This window comes from Pseudomonas sp. A2 (assembly GCF_023100865.1).
Taxonomy (GTDB): Bacteria; Pseudomonadota; Gammaproteobacteria; order Pseudomonadales; family Pseudomonadaceae; genus Aquipseudomonas; species Aquipseudomonas asiatica.
The window spans coordinates 3,506,994-3,525,856 of the sequence record NZ_CP039127.1; the positions used below are offsets into that span (position 1 = coordinate 3,506,994).

Annotated in this window: 11 protein-coding genes; 2 read left to right on the forward strand and 9 right to left on the reverse strand. The window is 65.1% G+C overall.

The genetic code is table 11. The annotated features are described in order from the left end of the window. Positions 1 to 130 precede the first annotated feature (130 nt). From E5221_RS16215 to pgm, 4 genes are all read right to left on the reverse strand, one after another. On the reverse strand, positions 131 to 2,536 hold the full coding sequence (locus E5221_RS16215; protein ID WP_247845976.1) for a TonB-dependent receptor: 2,406 nt from the start codon (positions 2,534 to 2,536) through the stop codon (positions 131 to 133). Positions 2,537 to 2,602: 66 nt separating this feature from the next. Next, complete coding sequence (locus E5221_RS16220) at positions 2,603 to 3,547, reverse strand: FecR domain-containing protein (protein WP_182329679.1); 945 nt, start codon at positions 3,545 to 3,547, stop codon at positions 2,603 to 2,605. Then, the gene (locus tag E5221_RS16225) at positions 3,544 to 4,056 is read right to left on the reverse strand and encodes a sigma-70 family RNA polymerase sigma factor (RefSeq protein WP_247845977.1); all 513 of its coding nucleotides are present in this window, start codon (positions 4,054 to 4,056) and stop codon (positions 3,544 to 3,546) included. The genes E5221_RS16220 and E5221_RS16225 overlap by 4 nt, the downstream gene beginning before the upstream one ends. Before the next feature lie 78 nt (positions 4,057 to 4,134). Beyond that, the gene (gene pgm, locus E5221_RS16230; protein WP_015270683.1) at positions 4,135 to 5,772 is read right to left on the reverse strand and encodes a phosphoglucomutase (alpha-D-glucose-1,6-bisphosphate-dependent); all 1,638 of its coding nucleotides are present in this window, start codon (positions 5,770 to 5,772) and stop codon (positions 4,135 to 4,137) included. 303 nt (positions 5,773 to 6,075) lie between these two features. Here pgm and E5221_RS16235 point away from each other — a divergent pair, with 303 nt between their 5' ends. Beyond that, positions 6,076 to 6,723, forward strand: coding sequence for a DUF1345 domain-containing protein (locus E5221_RS16235; protein ID WP_061304991.1), 648 nt, complete (start codon positions 6,076 to 6,078; stop codon positions 6,721 to 6,723). A gap of 274 nt (positions 6,724 to 6,997) precedes the next feature. Beyond that, positions 6,998 to 7,258 (forward strand): DUF1652 domain-containing protein, encoded by a 261-nt coding sequence (locus E5221_RS16240; RefSeq protein ID WP_013972974.1) that lies wholly within the window; start codon positions 6,998 to 7,000, stop codon positions 7,256 to 7,258. On the opposite strand, the gene E5221_RS16245 is transcribed toward E5221_RS16240, so the two are convergent. The 5 genes from E5221_RS16245 to E5221_RS16265 all read right to left on the reverse strand — a co-directional run bounded on the left by E5221_RS16245 (position 7,255) and on the right by E5221_RS16265 (position 18,621). Continuing rightward, positions 7,255 to 9,345 carry an EAL domain-containing protein gene (locus E5221_RS16245; protein WP_247845978.1) on the reverse strand — a complete coding sequence of 697 codons (2,091 nt, stop codon included), beginning with the start codon at positions 9,343 to 9,345 and terminating at the stop codon, positions 7,255 to 7,257. The two genes, E5221_RS16240 and E5221_RS16245, sit on opposite strands and share 4 nt — an antisense overlap. A gap of 270 nt (positions 9,346 to 9,615) precedes the next feature. Next, entirely contained in the window at positions 9,616 to 11,103 is a 1,488-nt protein-coding gene (locus E5221_RS16250; protein WP_061551624.1) for an efflux transporter outer membrane subunit, read from the reverse strand. Continuing rightward, positions 11,100 to 14,207 (reverse strand): efflux RND transporter permease subunit, encoded by a 3,108-nt coding sequence (locus E5221_RS16255; RefSeq protein WP_247845979.1) that lies wholly within the window; start codon positions 14,205 to 14,207, stop codon positions 11,100 to 11,102. Before E5221_RS16255 ends, E5221_RS16250 begins: the two co-directional genes overlap by 4 nt. After that, complete coding sequence (locus tag E5221_RS16260; RefSeq protein WP_013972978.1) at positions 14,204 to 17,302, reverse strand: MdtB/MuxB family multidrug efflux RND transporter permease subunit; 3,099 nt, start codon at positions 17,300 to 17,302, stop codon at positions 14,204 to 14,206. The genes E5221_RS16255 and E5221_RS16260 overlap by 4 nt, the downstream gene beginning before the upstream one ends. Continuing rightward, complete coding sequence (locus E5221_RS16265; RefSeq protein ID WP_039614184.1) at positions 17,299 to 18,621, reverse strand: MdtA/MuxA family multidrug efflux RND transporter periplasmic adaptor subunit; 1,323 nt, start codon at positions 18,619 to 18,621, stop codon at positions 17,299 to 17,301. Before E5221_RS16265 ends, E5221_RS16260 begins: the two co-directional genes overlap by 4 nt. Between the last annotated feature and the right edge of the window lie 242 nt (positions 18,622 to 18,863).

Genomic DNA, 18,863 nt, shown 5'->3' on the forward strand with positions numbered 1-18,863 from the left:
TTGTGTCGCGAAAGGGCCGCAACGCGGCCCCAGGATTGATGCGCAACACTTGAAATTGCTGGGGCTGCTTTGCAGCCCTTTCGCGACACAAGGCCGCTCCTACAGGGAACGCGCCCACTTTTGAAATGGGCTAGAAACCCACTGTCGCCGACAGCAGGTAGGTACGCGGCGTAGACAGCGTCAGCCCCGGCTCGCTGTCATCCGAAGCTCCGGCCGAACTCCAGTAGCGGTCGCCCAGCACGTTCTCGACACTGGCGCGCAAGGTAACCTGGGTGGCATCCACCTTGAACGCATAACGCGCCCCCACGTCGTAACGCTCCCAACCGTCGATCTGCTTGCTGTTGTTCTGGTCCAGGTACTGCGAGCTCGAGTGGATGCCCCGCGCCGTCAGGGTCAGGCCGTTCACCCCAGGCACATCCCATTCTGCGCCGAGGTTGACGTTGTACTCGGGCGTGGCCGGCGCGCGGTTGCCATCGTAGGCGCCACCGATGGTGTCGGTCAGTTCGCTGTCGATATACATCACCCCGCCCAGCACACGCACGCCTTGCACGGGCTCGCCGAACACGCTCAGTTCGATACCGCGGTTGTCGCGCTTGCCATTGGGGCCGAACACCCGCGATGTGGGGTTGGTTTCATAGGCGGGCTGGCGGATGCGGAAGGCACTGGCGGTAAAGGCGACCTGGCCCAGGTCGTACTTGGCCCCCACCTCGACCTGGCGGCTGGTGAACGGCGGGAAGATCTGGTCTTCGTTGACCGATGTCGACGGCGCAATCTTTCCTTGGCTCAGGCCCTCCATGTAGTTGGCATACAACGACAGCTGGTCGGTAACCTTGAGCAGCACGCCGCCCGAGGGCGACACCTTCTCTTCATCGTAGGCGGTATCCCCCTTGATGCCGTCGCTCCAGTCATCCACCTGCACCCGCTGCCAACGCGCGCCCAGGGTCAGCAGCAGGCGGTCATCGAAGAAGCCCAGGGTGTCGGCCAGGGCCACGCCGGAAAAGCGGTTTTCCGTGTACACCTCAGGGTCGATGCGGGTTGGCGTGCCCGGTGTCGGCGTGGCCACCGGGTGGTAGAGGTTACTGGGCGCCGAGGCATAGCGGGCGCCGCCGTTGGTGAAGTCCATGTAGAAGTAGGTGGCGGCCAGGTTCAGTTCGTGGCTGACCGGCCCGGTATGGAACCAGTTGCGCACGCCGGCCATGGCGGTACGCACGCTTTCATCCCGGGTGAAGTCGCGCGGCTGCACGGTGAAGTCGCCGGCATCGTTGCTGATGGACACGTTGTGGCGCAGGAAGTCATGGTTGCTCTTGCGCGCGCCGACCGCGCCATAGGCCAGCAGCGACTCGCTGATATCGTACTCGGCATGCAGCGCACCGAAGGTGTCGTTGGTGCGCGCCTTGCTCCAGGCCTGGGCGTAGTTGTGGCGTACGTCGTTGGCGTCCGGCACCTTGGCATTGGCACCGACCAGCACCCGCTCCTGCGGTGCATCGGTATCGCGCTCGGTATGGCCAAGGTCCGCCGAAAGCCGCAGGCGCTCGCCACGAAAGTCCAGGCCCAACACCGCCATTTCACGTTCGACTCGCTGGTGGTCCCATTCGGTATCGCCCGCCTGTTTCACGCCATTGAAGCGCACGCCGAACTGCTGGCCTTCGCCAAAGCGCCGACCAACGTCCACCGCACCGCCTGCCTGACCGGCCGAGGCATAGCTGCCGGTAAACTCGGTGAGCGGCTGGTCGCCGGCCCGCTTGGGCTGCACATTGATGCCGCCGCCGACACTGCCTCGCGGCGAAATGCCGTTGATCAGCTGGCTGGGGCCTTTGATGATGTCGACCCGGTCAGCCATTTCCATGTCGATCGAGTAGGTCGGCAGGATGCCGTACAGGCCGTTGTAGGCCACATCACTGTTGAACAGGCTGAAGCCGCGAATGGTGAACTGCTCGAAGCGCCCACCCGCCGGGTTGGTGGCGCGCACCGATGGGTCGCTGGCGATCAGTTCGCCCAAGGTTCGCGCCTGCTGGTTCTTCACCAGTTCGCTGGTGTAGCTGGTGATGCTGAACGGGGTTTCCATGAAATCGCGCGTGCCGAGCAGGCCCTGTGAACCCTGACGTGCTACCTGGCCACCGGCGTATGGTTGCGTTTCGTTGCCTGCGGCCAGGCCGCCGACGATGCTGGTCGGGGCGATTTCCAGCGCACCATTCGCCTGGCGGGCCGGCATCAACGTGAAAGCACCCTCGCCCACCGGCAGCAACTGCAGGCCGCTGCCGCGCAGCAGCTGGGTGAAGCCTTCGTCGACACTGTAGCTGCCGGACAAGCCATTGCTCTGCCGGCCGTTGACCAGCGCCGGGTCCAGCGACAGGCTCACCCCGGCCTGGTCGGCAAACTGGGTAAGTGCCGCACCCAGGCTGGCGGCCGGCACCTGATAGCTGCGCCGGGCAGGTTCATCGGCCCAGGCCGGTGCACACAACAACAGGCTCATGGCGAACAACGGATGTGCCGCACGCGCCAGTGGGCGCAGGCGGCAGGACATGACAACAGGCATTGAACAAGGCTCCCCTTTATTTGCTCCTACCGGTAATGACCGGTGAGCGGAAAAAAGGGGACAGCCTCATGCGCGATTTTCTCGCGCGGCCAGGCTTACCCAGTAACGCGTGCGCGTGTGCACCTGCAACGGCAGGCTGGCGGCGAGCAAGGCCAGCACCCGGTCGGTGTCGTCGAGGCGGAACGTACCGGTCACGCGCAGTGCCTCCAGTTCGGGCGCCCAGCGCAGCACGCCGGGGCGGTACCTGCGCAGCTCGTGCAGCAGCTCGCCCAAGGGGCGGTCCTCCAGGCGCAGCACGCCTTCGCGCCAGCCCAGCGGCCAGGCGTCCAGGCCGGTGACAGGGCCAACCCCGGCCACTTGCAGGCTGGCCTGCTGCCCGGCCTGCAGCAACAGTGCCGGGCCTTGCCGCGGCTGCAGGTTGGCCGTGCCCTTGAGCACCGATACCCGGCAGGCCTGATCGACCAGGCGCAGGCACACCTCGCCGGCATCCAGCGCGACCTGGCCATAGGGCACCTGCAACGTCAGGCTCAGGTTGCCGGGCAACCTGATTGCCACTTCGCCACGCAGCAATGTCAGGCGACGCGCGCCCAGGTCGATATCCACCGCACTGTCGGTGTTCAACTGCACGAATGTGCCATCGCTCAGCAGCACCTGCCGGCGCTCCCCGACCGCGGTGCGCATGTCGGCGACCCAGGCCTCCAGCGGCAGTTCGCGGCTTGCCAGCCAGGCCGCCGGCAACAATGCAGCCACGCCCAGGGCCTGCTTGAGCAGCGCCCGGCGGCCGGTATCCGGGCGGTCCAGGGTGGCCATGGCCAATGCGCCGGGTAGCGCGGAAAAGCGCTGGCGCAACAGCAGTGCCTTTTGCCAGGCGTGTTCGTGCAAGGTGCTGCTGGTGCGCCATTGTTCCAGGCGCTGCAGGTCACCCTCGCTGGCAGCGCCAGAGTCCACCAGTGCCAGCCAGCGCGCGGCGGCCTGCAGTGCCTCGCGGGTTTCGGGGGAATGGCTGGTCATTGCAGTTCGGCCAGCAGGCAATGCTCGTAGGCCTGCGCCATGTAGCGTTTGACCGAGCGCTCGCAAACGCCCAGGCGCTTGCCGATCTCGGCATAGCCCAGGCCCTCCAGCTGGCTCCAGAGAAAGGCCTTGCGTACCGGCACCTTGAGGCCGTCGAGCAACTCGTCGAGGGCTTGCAGGGTTTCCAGCAGTACCCAACGCTGCTCTGGCGAGGGCACATGCTGCTCGGGCAACTGCGCCAGTGCATCGAGGTAGGCTTGTTCCAGGCTACGCCGCTGGTGGAAGTTGCTCAGCAGGCGCTTGCCCACGGTCAGCAGGTAGGCACGCGGTTCGCGAATGTCTGCCAGCGGCTGGGCGCTGGCCAAGATACGCAGGAAGGTATCCTGGCTGAGGTCGGCGGCATCCCAGGCATTGCCCATGCGCCGCCGCAGCCAGGTTTCCAGCCAGCCGCGGTGTTCCCGGTGCAGGGCAGGCAGGCTATGCTCCGGTGGCGGCGCGGCGTCGATCATGGGGAAGGCCCTGCGGTAGTGTAAATAAGATTAATTCTAATTTACAGCGCACCACAGAACCAAGCGGTTTGTTACCAGTCAGGCAATCGCCGCATCCACCAGCACTTGCGCTTCCTGCACCAGGCGCTGCAGGTGCGCCTCGTCGATGAAGCTTTCGGCGTAGATCTTGTAGATATCCTCGGTGCCCGACGGGCGTGCGGCGAACCAGCCATTGGCGGTCATCACCTTCAGCCCGCCGATCGCCTGGCCGTTGCCCGGCGCATGGCTGAGGATCTGCACGATCGGCTCACCCGCCAGCTCGGTCGACTTCACCTGCTCCGGCGCCAGCTTGCTCAGCAAAGCCTTCTGCCGGGCATCGGCCTTGGCTTCGACACGGGTGGCGAACGGCTTGCCCAGCGCCTCGGTCAGGTCGGCGTAGGCCTGGCTCGGGTTGCGCCCGGTGCGGGCGGTCATCTCGGCAGCCAGCAAGGCCGGGATCAGCCCGTCCTTGTCGGTGGCCCAGACCGAGCCATCGCGGCGCAGGAACGAAGCCCCCGCGCTTTCCTCGCCACCAAAGCCCAGCGTGCCGTCGAACAGGCCCTGGGCGAAGAACTTGAAGCCCACCGGTACTTCGTACAGTTCACGGCCCAGGCGCTGGGTGACGCGATCGATCAGGCCACTGGACACCACGGTCTTGCCGACGGCGGCATCGCTGCGCCATTGCGGGCGGTGGCGGTACAGGTAGTCGATGGCCACGGCCAGGTAGTTGTTCGGCTGCAGCAGGCCATCGGGGGTGACGATGCCATGGCGATCGTGGTCCGGGTCGCAGGCGAAGGCCACGTCGAAGCGTTCGCGCAGGCCGATCAGGCCCTGCATGGCATAGGGCGAAGACGGGTCCATGCGGATCTGGCCGTCCCAGTCGACAGTCATGAAGCGGAAGGTCGGGTCGACCTCGGTGTTCACCACTTCCAGGTCGAGCTGGTAATGCTTGGCGATCGCCGACCAGTAGCGCACCCCTGCCCCGCCCAGCGGGTCGACGCCCAGGCGCAGCTTGGCAGCGCGGATGACGTCGAAGTCGATGACGTTTTCCAGGTCGGCCACGTAGTTGCTCACGTAGTCGTGACGCTGGGTGGTGGATGCCTGCAGCGCCTGGGCATGGTCCATGCGCTTGACGCCCGCCAGGTCAGCAGCCAGCAGTTCGTTGGCCTTGGCCTCGATCCACTTGGTCACGTCACTGTCGGCCGGGCCGCCATTGGGCGGGTTGTATTTGAAGCCACCGCTTTGCGGCGGGTTGTGCGACGGGGTGATGACGATGCCGTCGGCCAGGCCCTGCTCGCGGCCACGGTTATGGCAGAGGATGGCATGGGAAACCGCTGGTGTTGGCGTGTATTCGTCGTCCTTGGACAGCATTACCTGCACGCCATTGGCAGCCAGCACTTCCAGGGCGCTGGCGGTAGCCGGTGCCGACAGTGCGTGGGTGTCGGCGCCGATGAACAGCGGGCCATCGATGCCCTTCTCCTGGCGATACAGGCAGATGGCCTGGGTAATGGCCAGGACGTGGTACTCGTTGAAGCTCAATTCAAGCGAAGTGCCACGGTGCCCCGAGGTGCCGAAGGCCACCCGCTGGGCCGCCACGGCAGCGTCGGGGCGGCCGGTGTAGTAGGCGGTGAGCAGTCGGGGAATATCGACCAGCACGCTGGCCGGAGCCGGCTTGCCTGCCAAAGGACTGAGCGTCATGCAGAAACCTCGAGTTCAACGGATGTTGGTGTTGGAGCGTGCAGTGTACTGAGAGTTGCAATGCCGTGCGATGGGCGGCAGCAAAGAAACATCAGGCCATGCAGCCCGCTTTTTTGTAGGAGCGGCCTCGTGTCGCGATAGGGGTGCGAAGCGCCCCCAGGATCTTCGCACCTTCAGGAATTGTCGGGGCCGCTTTGCGGCCCTTTCGCGGCACAAGGCCGCTCCTACATGGGCCAGCGCATGCCGCTCATCTGCCTCATGACGGTCTAGAGTAGAAACCATGCCCCCCGCAAAAGAGACCCCATGGCTTTCCACCGCCTGACCCACACCCACCCGCGCCTGAGCATCGCCACTGTGGTCGGCCTGCTCGGCGCCTGGCTGATCCCCGCCAGCGACAGCGTGCAGCACATCCTCGCCGGCTGGAACCTTGGCGTATGGCTGTACCTGCTGCTGGTGCTCTACCTGACCTTGAGCGCCAATGCGGAAAAGGTACGCAAGGTCGCCCGCGTCGAAGACGAAAACGCCGGCCTGGTCCTGCTCACCGTGTGCATCGCCGCCATCGCCAGCCTCGCCGCCGTCACCCTGCAACTGGTGTCCAGCCGTGGCCTGCAAGGCACGGCGCTGGTCGTGCACTACCTCTACACCGGCCTGACCGTGGCCGGTTCCTGGCTGTTGATCGGCTGCATTTTCAGCCTGCACTACGCGCGGCTGTTCTATACCGGACAAAACCACGAACCGCCGCTGCGCTTCGCCGATGGCGAACGCAACCCCGATTACTGGGACTTCCACTATTTCTCGTTCACCATCAGCGTGGCGGTACAAACCTCCGACGTGGGCATCGCCGGGCGGGAGTTGCGGCGGGTAGTGCTGGCACATTCACTAGTGGGATTCGTATTCAACACGGCGATCCTGGGATTCACCATCAATATCGCTGCCGGGTTGCTCGGCTGATCACACCGCTCGTCCGAAAACATCGCGCGGCAAATTCGATCAAATTGGCAGCACCTGGCGGGTTATCTGCCGTCAACATGCCAGGAAAACGTTTGCCTTGCGGGCCTGCGCAAAATGCCGTCCATGACAAAGATGTGACCTCTGTCATGCATCAGTGAATTTGTCTTATTGGCCGCCGAGAATAGTGCGTGACAGGTGCTATGGTTACTTTCCCGGCGGCCGCATCGATGTGGCCACCCGCTCACCACGTCCAGGTACGAACAAGGAGGCTGGCATGAACAAGATGACGTTCCCCAACGCCTGCCAGGTGATGCGCTGGCATTTCCACCCACTGGGCTTCGAAGCCAGCATGGATGCGCCGCGCAGCATGGTCGCGCGGCTGTTCGACCGCGCCACCGGCGAAACCCTGCTGGCGATTGCCGGCATCCCCTGCTCGGCAATCATGGCCGCCGCCGACGTAGAGCGCATCATCGAGGCCGTCGAGGCGGAGATGGATACCTTCATGCCCGCCTTCACCCTGCGCGACGCGGTCTAACCCGCTGCCGTGCTTTCCTGGCGCATGGCCTGCAACTTGCCCATGAACTGCTCGGCCGGCACCGGCTGGCCCAGCAGGTAGCCTTGCAGCGAATCGCAGCCCAGGCGGGTCAGGAAGTCCTGCTGCCTGTCGGTCTCCACCCCTTCGGCAACGATGCGCAGCCCCAGCGCCTGGCCCAGCGCCACGATTGCCGAAACGATCGCCGCATCGTCGCTGTCCTGCTCCAGGTCGCGCACGAAACCGCGGTCGATCTTCAGCTCGTTGGCCGGCAGGCGCTTGAGGTACATCAGGCTGGAATAGCCGGTGCCGAAGTCATCGATGGACAGGTCCACGCCCATGTCGGACAACCGTTGCAGCACCGTCAGGCTGGCATCGGCGTCGTGCATGGCGGTGGTTTCGGTAATTTCCAGGGTCAGGCAGTTGGCCGGCAGGCTGTTCTGCTGCAGGGCTCGGGCCACGCTCTCGACCAGCCCGGCATGGCAGAACTGGATAGCCGACAGGTTCACCGCCATGCGCCAGCCGTGGTGCCCCTGGTCCAGCCACTGGCGCATCTGCCGGCAGGCCTCGATGAGCACCCATTCGCCAATGGGGATGATCAGGCCGGTCTTTTCCGCCAGGCCGATGAAATGGTCGGGCAGCAACAGGCCCTGCTGCGGGTGCTCCCAGCGCAGCAAGGCCTCGGCACCGATCGGCTGGCAATTCTGGGCGTCGAACTTGGGCTGGTAGTGCAGGCGGAACTGGCGCTGCTCCAGGGCCTGGCGCAGGTCCTGCAGTAGCTGCAATTGCTGGCGGGCGTTGCTGTTCATCGACGCGTCGAAGAAGCTGTAGCCATTCTTGCCGGCGCTCTTGGCGTGATACATGGCAGCGTCGGCATTGCGCAGCAGCTCATGCTGGTCCAGGCCATTGCCCGGGTACAGGACGATGCCCAGGCTCGCCGTCAGCTGCAGGTCATGCTCGGCCACGCGGAATGGCCGTGACACCAGGTTGACCTGCTTGACCGCCACATCCATGGCATCGTTCGGCTCGCGCAGCTCCACCAGCAGCACGAATTCGTCGCCGCCGATGCGCGCCAGCGTGTCCTGGCTGTGCAGGTGCCCGCGCAGGCGCGCCGCCACGGCCTTGAGCAGCAAGTCGCCGATGTGGTGGCCGAAAGCATCGTTGACGGGCTTGAAGCCGTCCAGGTCGATGAACATCAGGGCAAAGCAGCCGCCCTGCTCCGCTACCTTGGCAATGGCCTGCTCGATGCGGTCGGCCAGCAACGTACGGTTGGGCAGGTCGGTGAGCGTGTCGTGCAGGGCCAGCTGGGTCAGTTCCTGGTTGGCCAGGGTCAGCGAACGGGCCAGCTCGGCGGTGCGTGCCTCCAGGCGGGCATCCAGTACCGAGGTGAGCAAGGCCACCGCCAGTACCGCCAGCGTGGTGATCAGTACCAGGTAGACCAGGCCGTCGCCTTGCAGGCCTCCCGCTGCCAGCGCACCGCAGAAGCTGCCTTCGGGGAAATTCGCCGCGGCCATGCCGGTGTAGTGCATGCCAACGATGGCAAAGCCCATCACCACCGCCGCCAGGCCGCGAATCTGCCTCACATAAGGAGTATGCGCGCGCAGACGGAAGGCGATCCACAACGCCGCTGCCGAGGCGGCCACGGCAATCAGCAGCGAGACCCCGAACAGCGTCGGGTCATAGTCGATGCCCGGCAGCATGCGCAGCGCGGCCATACCGGTGTAGTGCATGCAGGCAATGCCGGTGCCCATGATCAGTGCGCCAAATGCCAATTGCTGCCACGGCAGGCTCGGCTGGCTGACCAGCCACAAGGCAAAGCCCGAGGACAACACCGCAATCAGCAGCGAGAACGCGGTCAGGGCAAGGTCGTAGCCCAGGTCGATGGGCAGGCTGAAGGCGAGCATGCCGATGAAGTGCATCGACCACACGCCGATGCCCATGGCCAACGCGCCACCCCCCATCCAAAGGCAGGCAGCCCGGCCTTTGGCCGTGGCGATGCGGCCGGTCAGGTCAAGGGCGGTATAGGACGCCAGAACCGCCACGCACAGCGAAATCAACACCAGCGAAGAGGAATAGCTACCGATCAGCATCGAGAGTTCCAGCGGGGCGGGAGGCCCGGAAAAAGCTGACGATTGTACTCAAGGTCAGGCGAAACGCACGGGGTTTTTGCGAATGGGAATGGATCCAAAGACTGCGAGGGCCTGGACGCATGCGCGGTAGCTGTAGGAGCGGCCTTGTGTCGCGATCGGGCTGCGAAGCGGCCCCAGCGATCTGTGCTTGTACACAAAGTTCTGGGGCCGCTCTGCGGCCCGATCGCGACACAAGGCCGCTCCTACAGAGGTACGCGTCTGCGGGTCGCTTCAATCCTGCTCGGCGAAGGCTTGCCCGGCATCCCAACCACCACCCAGGGCAGCAACCAGCTGCACGCTGGCCACCAGGCGCCCTTGCAGCAGGTTCAACACACTGCGCTCGTTGCTCAGCGCCGTGGTCTGCACGTTGACCACATCCAGGTAGCCGATCAGCCCGGCGCGGTACTGGTTCTCGGTCAGGCGCAGCGACTCGCGGGCAGCATCCAGTGCCTCCTGGCGCACCACCGCCTCATCGCCATACACCTTCAACTGCACCAGCAGGTTTTCCACTTCCTTGAAGCCGTCGAGCACGGTCTGGCGGTACTGCGCCACGGTCTGGTCATACACCGCCACCGTGCGGTCCACCTCGGCACTGCGCTTGCCGGCGTCGAACAAGGTCAGCGCCAGTTGCGGGCCCACCGACCAGTAGCGGTTGGGCAGTTCGATCCAGTTGCTGAAGCTGCTGCTGGAGTAACCGCCACTCATGCTCAGGCTCAGGTCCGGGAAATACGCCGCCCGCGACACGCCGATGTTGGCGTTGGCAGCCATCACGTTGCGCTCGGCCGCAGCGATGTCCGGGCGTCGCTCCAGCAACTGCGAAGGCAAGGCCACCGGAATTTGCGGCAGCGCCGGAATGGATTTGCTGTCGGCCAGGGCGAAGTCCGCCGGGGCCTTGCCCAGCAACACGGCAATGGCATTCTCGAACTGTGCGCGCTGCCAGACCAGGTCGATCAGGTCGGCCTGGGTGCTCTTGAGCTGGGTACGCGCCTGGGCCACTGCATCAGGGCCGGCGACGCCAGCGCGATACTGGTTTTCGTTCATCCGCAGGGAACGTTCATAAGCTGCCACGGTGGCTTCCAACAGGCGTTTCTGCTCGTCGATCACCCGCAACTGCAGGTAGTTCTGCACCAGTTCCGACTGCTGGCTGAGGCGGATCGAGGCCAGGTCGGCCAGACTGGCTTCGGCACTGGCTTCGTTGGCGTTCAGGGTCTCGCGCAGCTTGCCCCACAGGTCGATTTCCCAGCTGACGCCGAGCTGGGCATTGTAGGTGTTGCGAATGCCACTGCTGTTGTTGGACAGGCTCGAGCTGGAGCTGCCGGTACCCTGGGCCGAGCGGGTCTTGCCGACGCTCAGGTCCAGGCTGGGGAACAGCGCCGCCCGGCTGCTGCGCACCAGCGCCTGGGCCTGGCGATACTGGGCCTCCGATTGGGCCACGGTCTGGTTGCTGCGGTTGAGCTCTTCGACCAGTGCATTGAGCCCGGCATCGCCGTAGATTTCCCACCAGGCGCCGCGGGCGATGGCATCGGACGGCGTGGCCTGGGTCCAGCCTTCGGCGTGCTTGAACTGCGCCGTGCTGCTCAGTTCCGGGCGGTGGTAGTCCGGGCTCAGGGTGCAGGCGCTGAGCAAGGCGACGCACAACCCGGCGCCGAGCAGGCGCGAGCCACGCCCACGGGTCAACGTCTGCAGGGCACGGTGAAGTGGGGTCTGGGCAAAAGTCATAGCGGGGTTTCCAGGGCGGCGTCGGTGCGCACGCCACGCCAACGGTTGAAACGGTGACGCAGGCGGTCCAGGTACAGGTAGACCACCGGTGTCGTGTAAAGAGTGAGGACCTGGCTGAACACCAGGCCGCCAATGATGGTCAGGCCCAGAGGCTGGCGCATTTCCGCGCCTTCGGCGCGGCTCAGCAGCAGCGGCAAGGCACCGAGGATGGCCGCCAGGGTAGTCATCAGGATCGGCCGCAGGCGCAGCAGGCAAGCCCGGCGGATCGACTCTTCCGGTGTCAGGCCCTGGTGGCGCTCCAGCTGCAAGGCCAGGTCGATCATCAGGATGGCGTTCTTCTTCACCACGCCGATCAGCAGGAACAGCCCCAGCAGCGAGATCAGGCTGAACTCGCCGCCGGTGACGTACAGCGCCAGCAAGGCACCGACGCCGGCCGAGGGCAGTGTCGAGAGGATGGTCAGCGGGTGAATGTAGCTTTCGTAGAGAATGCCCAGCACCAGGTAGACCAGCACCAGCGCGCCAAGGATCATCAGCGGCTGGCCTTCCTGGGTCTTGGCAAAGGCATCGGCGGTACCGCCGAGCTTGGCGATCACTTCCTCGGGCAAGCCCAGCTTGGCCACCGCACGCTCCAGCGCCGCCATGGCCTGGTCGGGGCTGTAGCCTTCGGCGACGTCGAAGGCGATGCTTTCGGCGGCGAACTGGCCTTCGTGGCTGACCCGGTCGTTGGCCAGGCTGTTCTCGTAGTGGGCGATGGTCGACAGCGGTACCCGGGCACCGTCGGCGGTAATCACCTGCACCTGCTCGAGGGTGCTTGGGTCCCAGGCGTACTTCGGGTTGATCTCGAGCACTACCTGGTACTGGTTGAGGCTGTCGTAGATGGTGGATATCTGCCGCTGGCTATAGGCGTTGTTCAGCACCGAGGTGACCATGTCCATGTCGATGCCCAGGCGCTTGGCCTGGTCACGGTCGACCACCAGGGTCACCTGCTGGGTGCCGGCACCGTCGCGGGCGTCGATGGCAGTCAGTTGCGGCAGTGCACGCAGCGCCGCCACCACTTTCGGGAACCATTCGCGCAGGGCCGCCAGGTCTCCGCTCTGCAGGGAGTACAGGTACTGCGAAGAGGTCTGGTCACGGCCACCACCGCCCAGTTGCAGGTCCTGGTCGGCCATCAGGAACAGGCGTCCGCCGGGTACCTTGGGCATTTCCTTGCGCAGGCGTTCGATCACCTTCTGGGCGTCGAGCTTGCGCTCGCTGATCGGCTTCAGGCGCACCAGCACAAAGGCATTGTTGGTCCCGCTGTTGCCACCGATGAAGCCGGCAACGCTCTGCACTGCCGGGTCGGCCAGCAAGGCGCGGCGGTAGATTTCCATTTTCGGTTGCATGACGCTGAACGACAGGCCATCGTCGCCACGGATGAAGCCTATCAGCTGGCCGGTATCCTGCTGCGGCATCAGCGTTTTCGGCACCACCACGTACAGGGCGATGTTGATGCCGATGGTGGCCAGCAGGCTGATCAGCGTCAGGCGTTTGTGGCGCAAGGCCCAGCCCAGGCTGCGGTCATAGGCATCGACCATGCGCTGGTGCAACTGTTCGCTCCAGCGCTGCAGACGTGTCGGCTCGGCCTGGTGCGGTTTGAGCCAGCGGGCGCACAGCATCGGCGTGAGGGTCAGCGACACCGCCAGCGACACGATGATCGCCGCCGCCAGGGTGATGGAGAACTCCTGGAACAGGTTGCGCACGATGCCCCCCATGAACAGGATGGAGACGAATACCGCCACCAGCGACACGTTCATCGACAGCAAGGTGAAACCCACTTCCTTGGCGCCCAGAAAGGCCGCCTTCATGGGCGGTTGGCCGTCCTCGATGTGCCGGGATATGTTCTCCAGCACCACGATGGCATCGTCCACCACCAGGCCAGTGGCGAGGATCAGCGCCATCAGCGACAGGTTGTTGAGCGAGAAGCCGCACAGGTACATGACCGCGAAGGTGCCCACCAGTGAGACCGGCACCGCCAGGCTGGGGATCAGCGAAGCACGCAGGCTGCCGAGGAACAGGTAGACCACCAGGATCACCAGCACCACGGCGATCAGCAGGGTGTGCTCGGCTTCCTTGAGGGTTGCCTTGATCACTGGCGAACGGTCCATGGCCACGTTCAGTTGCACGCTGGCCGGCAGCAGCGACTGCAGGGCCGGCAACTGCGCCTTGATCTGGTCGACCGTTTCAATGATGTTGGCGCCTGTCTGGCGGTTGACCACCAGCAGCACCGCGCTCTGGTCATTGAAGAAGCCGCTGTTGTAGCGGTTCTCGACGCCGTCGGTGATGGTCGCCACGTCGGAAAGGCGCAGGATGGTGCCGTTCTGCTGGCGGATCACCAGCGGCTCGTAGTCCTTGGCGCTTTCCAGCTGGTCATTGGCGCGCACCTGCCAGTTGCGCTCGGCGTCCTCGACAAAGCCCATCGGCCGGCGCTGGTTGGCGTTGGACACGGCAGTACGTACTTCATCCAGCGACAGGCCGTACTGGTTGAGCAATTGCGGCTCGACGGCAATGCGCACCGCCGGCAGCGAACTGCCGCCGATCTGCACTTCCCCTACCCCGGGCACCTGGGCCAGGCTCTGCGACAGGATGGTGTCGGCCAGGTCGTACAGCTGGCCCTTCTGCAGCACGTCCGAAGTCAGCGACAGCACCATGATCGGTGCCTGCGACGGGTTGATCTTCTTGTAGGTGGGCATGCTGCGCATACCGCTGGGCAACAGGTTGCGGGTGGCGTTGATCGCCGCCTGCACCTCGCGCGCCGCACCGTCGATGTCGCGGCCCATCTCGAAGCCGATGATCACCCGTGTGGAGCCCTGGTTGGAGCTGCTGGTCAGGGTGGTCACGCCGGCAATGCTGCCAAGCTTGTGCTCCAGCGGCGTGGCCACGGTGGACGCCATCACTTCCGGGCTGGCGCCTGACAGGTTGGCCGACACCACGATTACCGGGAAGTCCATCTGTGGCAGCGGTGCCACCGGCAGCAGGCCGAAGCTGACCCCGCCCAGCAGCATGATCGCCAGGCTCAACAGCATCGTCGCAACCGGGCGACGGATGAAAGGACCGGACAGGTTCATGCCTCGGCCTGCTTCACGTCAGTGGCCGGGCGCCAGCGGCGGGCCAGGCGGTCGAAGTACAGGTAGATGACCGGGGTGGTGAACAGCGTCAGCACCTGGCTGACCAGCAACCCGCCGACCATCACCAGGCCCAGCGGCTGGCGCAGCTCGGCACCGGAACCGGTTGCGAGCATCAGCGGCACGGCGCCGAACAGCGCGGCCAGGGTAGTCATCAGGATCGGCCGGAAGCGCAGCAGCGCCGCCTGGTAGATGGCATCGCGCGGGCTCATTCCCTGCTGGCGCTCGGCCTCGAGGGCGAAGTCGATCATCATGATCGCGTTCTTCTTGACGATGCCGATCAGCAGGATGATGCCGATGATGGCGATCATGCCAAGGTCGTTGCCGCTGATGAGCAAGGCCAGCAAGGCGCCGACCGCTGCCGACGGCAGGGTCGAAAGAATGGTCACCGGGTGGATGTAGCTCTCGTACAGCACGCCCAGCACGATGTACATGGTCACCACCGCCGCCAGGATCAACAGCAAGGTGCTCGACAGCGAAGCCTGGAAGGCCTCCGCCGCGCCCTGGAAGCGGGTCTGCACGCCCAGCGGCATGCCGATGTCCTTCTGCACCTGCTCGATCACCTGCACCGCCTTGCCCAGCGAAGCGCCGTGGGCCAGGTTGAACGACAAGGTCACCGCCGGGAACTGACCGATGTGGGAAATGGCCAGCTGGGCCTGGCGCTGCTCGATGCGCGCCAGCGCCGACAGGCGCACCTGGCCGCCATCGGTGGCCTTGACGTGGATCGACTCCAGCGCCTGCGGGCCGATCACCGCCGCATCCTGCGACTGCAGCACCACGCGGTACTGGCTGGCCTGGGTGTAGATGGTCGAGATCTGACGCTGGCCGAAGGCGTCATACAGGGCGTTGGTGATTTGCGACACGCTGATGCCCAGGCGGCCGGCCATGTCGCGGTCGATCACCAGGTAAACCTGCAGGCCCTTGTCCTGCAGGTCGCTGGCCACGTCGGCCAGTTCCGGGCGTTGCTGCAACGCCTGCACCAGCTTGCCGCTCCACTGCGCCAGCAGGTCGGCGTCGGGCGACGAGAGGCTGAACTGGTACTGGGTCCGGCTGACCCGGTCCTCGATGCTCAGGTCCTGCACCGGCTGCATGAACAGGCGGATGCCCACCAGCCGATCGACTTGTGGCTGCAGGCGGTTGATCACCTCGCTGGCAGTGACATCACGCTCGCCATGGGGTTTGAGGTTGATCAGCAGGCGGCCGCTGTTGAGCGTGGCGTTGTCGCCATCGACACCAATGTAGGACGACAGGCTCTGCACCGCTGGGTCCTGCAGGATCACCTTGCTCAGCGCCTGCTGGCGTTCGCTCATGGCGGCGAACGAGGTGGACTGCGGCGCTTCGGAAATGCCCTGGATCACCCCGGTGTCCTGTACCGGGAAGAAGCCCTTGGGCACCACCATGTACAGGAATACGGTGAGCGCCAGGCTGGCCACGGCCACCAGCAGCGTCAACGGCTGGCGCTTGAGGACCCACTGCAGGGCGCTACCGTAGTGCCTGATCAGCCAGTCGATCCAGGCGCCACTGGCGCGGTAGAAACGGCCCTGCTCCTCTTCCCTGGGCTCGCGCTTGAGCAGGCGCGCGCACATCATCGGCGTGAGGGTCAGCGATACCACCAGGGAAATCAGGATGGCCACCGCCAGGGTGATGGCAAACTCGCGGAACAGGCGGCCGACCACATCGGCCATGAACAGCAGCGGGATCAGTACCGCAATCAGCGAGAAGGTCAGCGAGATCAGGGTGAAGCCGATTTGCCGGGCGCCCTTGAGCGCCGCCTGCATGGGCGTCTCGCCCTCCTCGATGTGCCGGGAGATGTTCTCCAGCATGACGATGGCGTCGTCGACCACGAAACCGGTGGCGATGGTCAGGGCCATCAGGGTCAGGTTGTTGACCGAGAAACCGGCCAGGTACATCACGCCGAAGGTGCCGATCAGCGACAACGGCACGGCGATCGACGGGATGAGTGTGGCGCTGAAACGGCGCAGGAAGACGAACGTGACCATCACCACCAGGGCGATGGCGATCAGCAGTTCGTGCTGCACGTCCTTGACCGCGGCGCGGATGGTCTGGGTGCGGTCGGTGAGTACCGACACATCGAGGCCGGCCGGCAGGTTGTCGGTGATCGACGGCAGCAAGGCCTTGATGCGGTCGACCACTTCGATGACGTTGGCGCCCGGCTGGCGCTGGATGTTCAGCAGCACGGCGTGGTTTTCGTTGGCCCAGGCAGCCAGGCGCTCGTTTTCGGCGCCGTCGACGATTTCTGCAACATCCTTCAGACGCAGAGGCGCGCCATTGTTGTAGGCCAGGATCAGGTTGGCGTATTCCTCAGGGGAACGCAGCTGGTCGTTGGCGTCGAGCATCGACACCCGGGTCGGGCCGTCGAAGTTGCCCTTGGGCTGATTGACGTTGGAAGCGCCGATCAGGGTGCGTACGTCCTCCAGGTTCAGGCCGTTGGCGGCCAGGGCATCGACGTTGACCTTGATCCGCACCGCCTGGCGCTGGCCACCGGCGATGCTGACCATGCCCACACCGCTGATCTGTGCGAGCTTCTGTGCCACACGGGTATCGACCAGGTCGTTGAGCTTGGGCAGCGGCATGGTCTTGCTGGAGATGGCCAGGGTCAGCACCGGGGTGTCGGCCGGGTTGACCTTGTTGTACACCGGCGGCGCCGGAAGGTCGCTGGGCAGCAGGTTGCTGGCGGCGTTGATCGCGGCCTGCACCTGTTGCTCGGCAACGTCCATGTTCATGTCGAGGTTGAAGCGCAAGGTCAGCACCGAGGCGCCGCCAGAGCTGGTCGAGGCCATCTGCTCCAGGCCTGGCATCTGGCCGAACTGACGTTCGAGCGGCGCGGTAACCGCGCTGGTCATGACCTGCGGGCTGGCGCCTGGGTACAGGGTCATGACCCGGATGGTCGGGTAATCCACCTGCGGCAATGCGGAAACCGGCAGCAGCTTGTAGGCGATCAGGCCGGCCAGGACGATGGCCAGCATGCTCAGCGTGGTGGCAACCGGCCGCAGGATGAACAGACGCGAGAGGTTCATGCGCCCGCCTTGCCTGCTGCGCTACCAGGCTGTGCTTGACCGGGCTGCACATCGCCAGTGCTTGCCGAACCCTTGGCTTCCTGGCCTTGCAGGTGCTGGCCCGGGGTGGTCGGCACTTGCGAGCTGTCTTCGACAACTTCCACCTTGGTGCCTTCGCGCAGGCGGTCGGTGCCTTCCAGCACCAGGCGGTCGCCGGCCTTGAGGCCCTCGAGAATGACGCTGTTCTCGCCGTCGCTGGCGCCGACCTTGAGCTTGCGGATGTTGACCGTGTTCTGGTCATTGACCACGTAGGCGAACGAGCCGTCATTGCCGAACTGGATGGCCGCCGCCGGGGCCATGGTCACCTGCTTGAGGGTGTCGGCCAGCAGGCGCACGTTGACGAACTGGTTGGGGAACAGGGCCAGGTCCTTGTTCTCGAAGCGGCCCTTGAACTTGAGCGTGCCGGTGGTGGTGTCGATCTGGTTGTCGATGCTGCCCAGCACGCCGGTGGACTGCAGCTTGCTGTCACTGCGGTCCCAGGCTTCGACCGGCAGGCTGGCGCCGCTGCGGTAGCGCTCCAGCACGGTGCTCAACTCGGTTTCCGGCAGGGTGAAGGCAACACTGATCGGCTCGGTCTGGGTGATCACCACCAGCGCGGTGGTGTCGTTGGCCGCCACCAGGTTGCCCAGGTCGAGCTGGCGCAGGCCTACGCGGCCGTTGATCGGCGCGCGGATCTGGGTGAAATCGAGGTTCAGGCGGGCGTCGTTGACCTGCGCCTGGTTGGTCTTCACCAGCCCCTGGAACTGTGCCACCTGCGCTTCGGCGGTGTCGAGGGTTTGCTTGGCGATGCTGTCTTCGGCGTACAGGCCTTTATAGCGGGCCAGGTCGACCTGGGCGTTCTTCAGTTGCGCCTGGTTCTGCGCCAGGGTGCCCTCGGCCTGCTGCAGGGCAATGCGGTACGGGCGCGGGTCGATTTCGGCGAGCAGGTCGCCGGCCTTGACCTGCTGGCCTTCCTTGAAGTGGATCTTGACCAGCTCGCCAGCCACGCGGCTGCGCACGTTGACGGTGTTGGTCGCGGTGACTGTGCCCAGGGCCTTGTAGTACAGCGGGAAGTCGCCCACCCGCACCGGCTCGACGCGCACCGGCACCGGGTCGCTGGAGCCGCCGAAGCCCGGGCGACCGCCCATCATGCCCATGCCCTTGCCACCGCGCCCGCCACCGGCTTCTTTATGCGCAGGCGTCGCTGCGGGCCACAGCCACCAGGCCAGTGCAGCAACCAGCAGCAGGATCAGCAGGCCGACGAGCCAGCGACGAGGGGAGCGGGAATTGGACACTTGCATGGGTTGAACGAACCTTGTTCGGAATGACGGCTTGGGGAGAATGAACGATAAGCACTGGCATCGTTTTAGCAAAGCGCCTTTACCAGAGGTTTACCTTTGCCTGACGTTGCCAAGGGGTTGAACTTTAAATGAAAACGGCCCGGAAAGCGTTCCGGGCCGTTTACAGGGTGTTGCCTGGAGCGGTGGCGGGCTGAAAGGTTTCGGTTGCCTGTGCCGGCCCCTTCGCGGGTAAACCCGCTCCC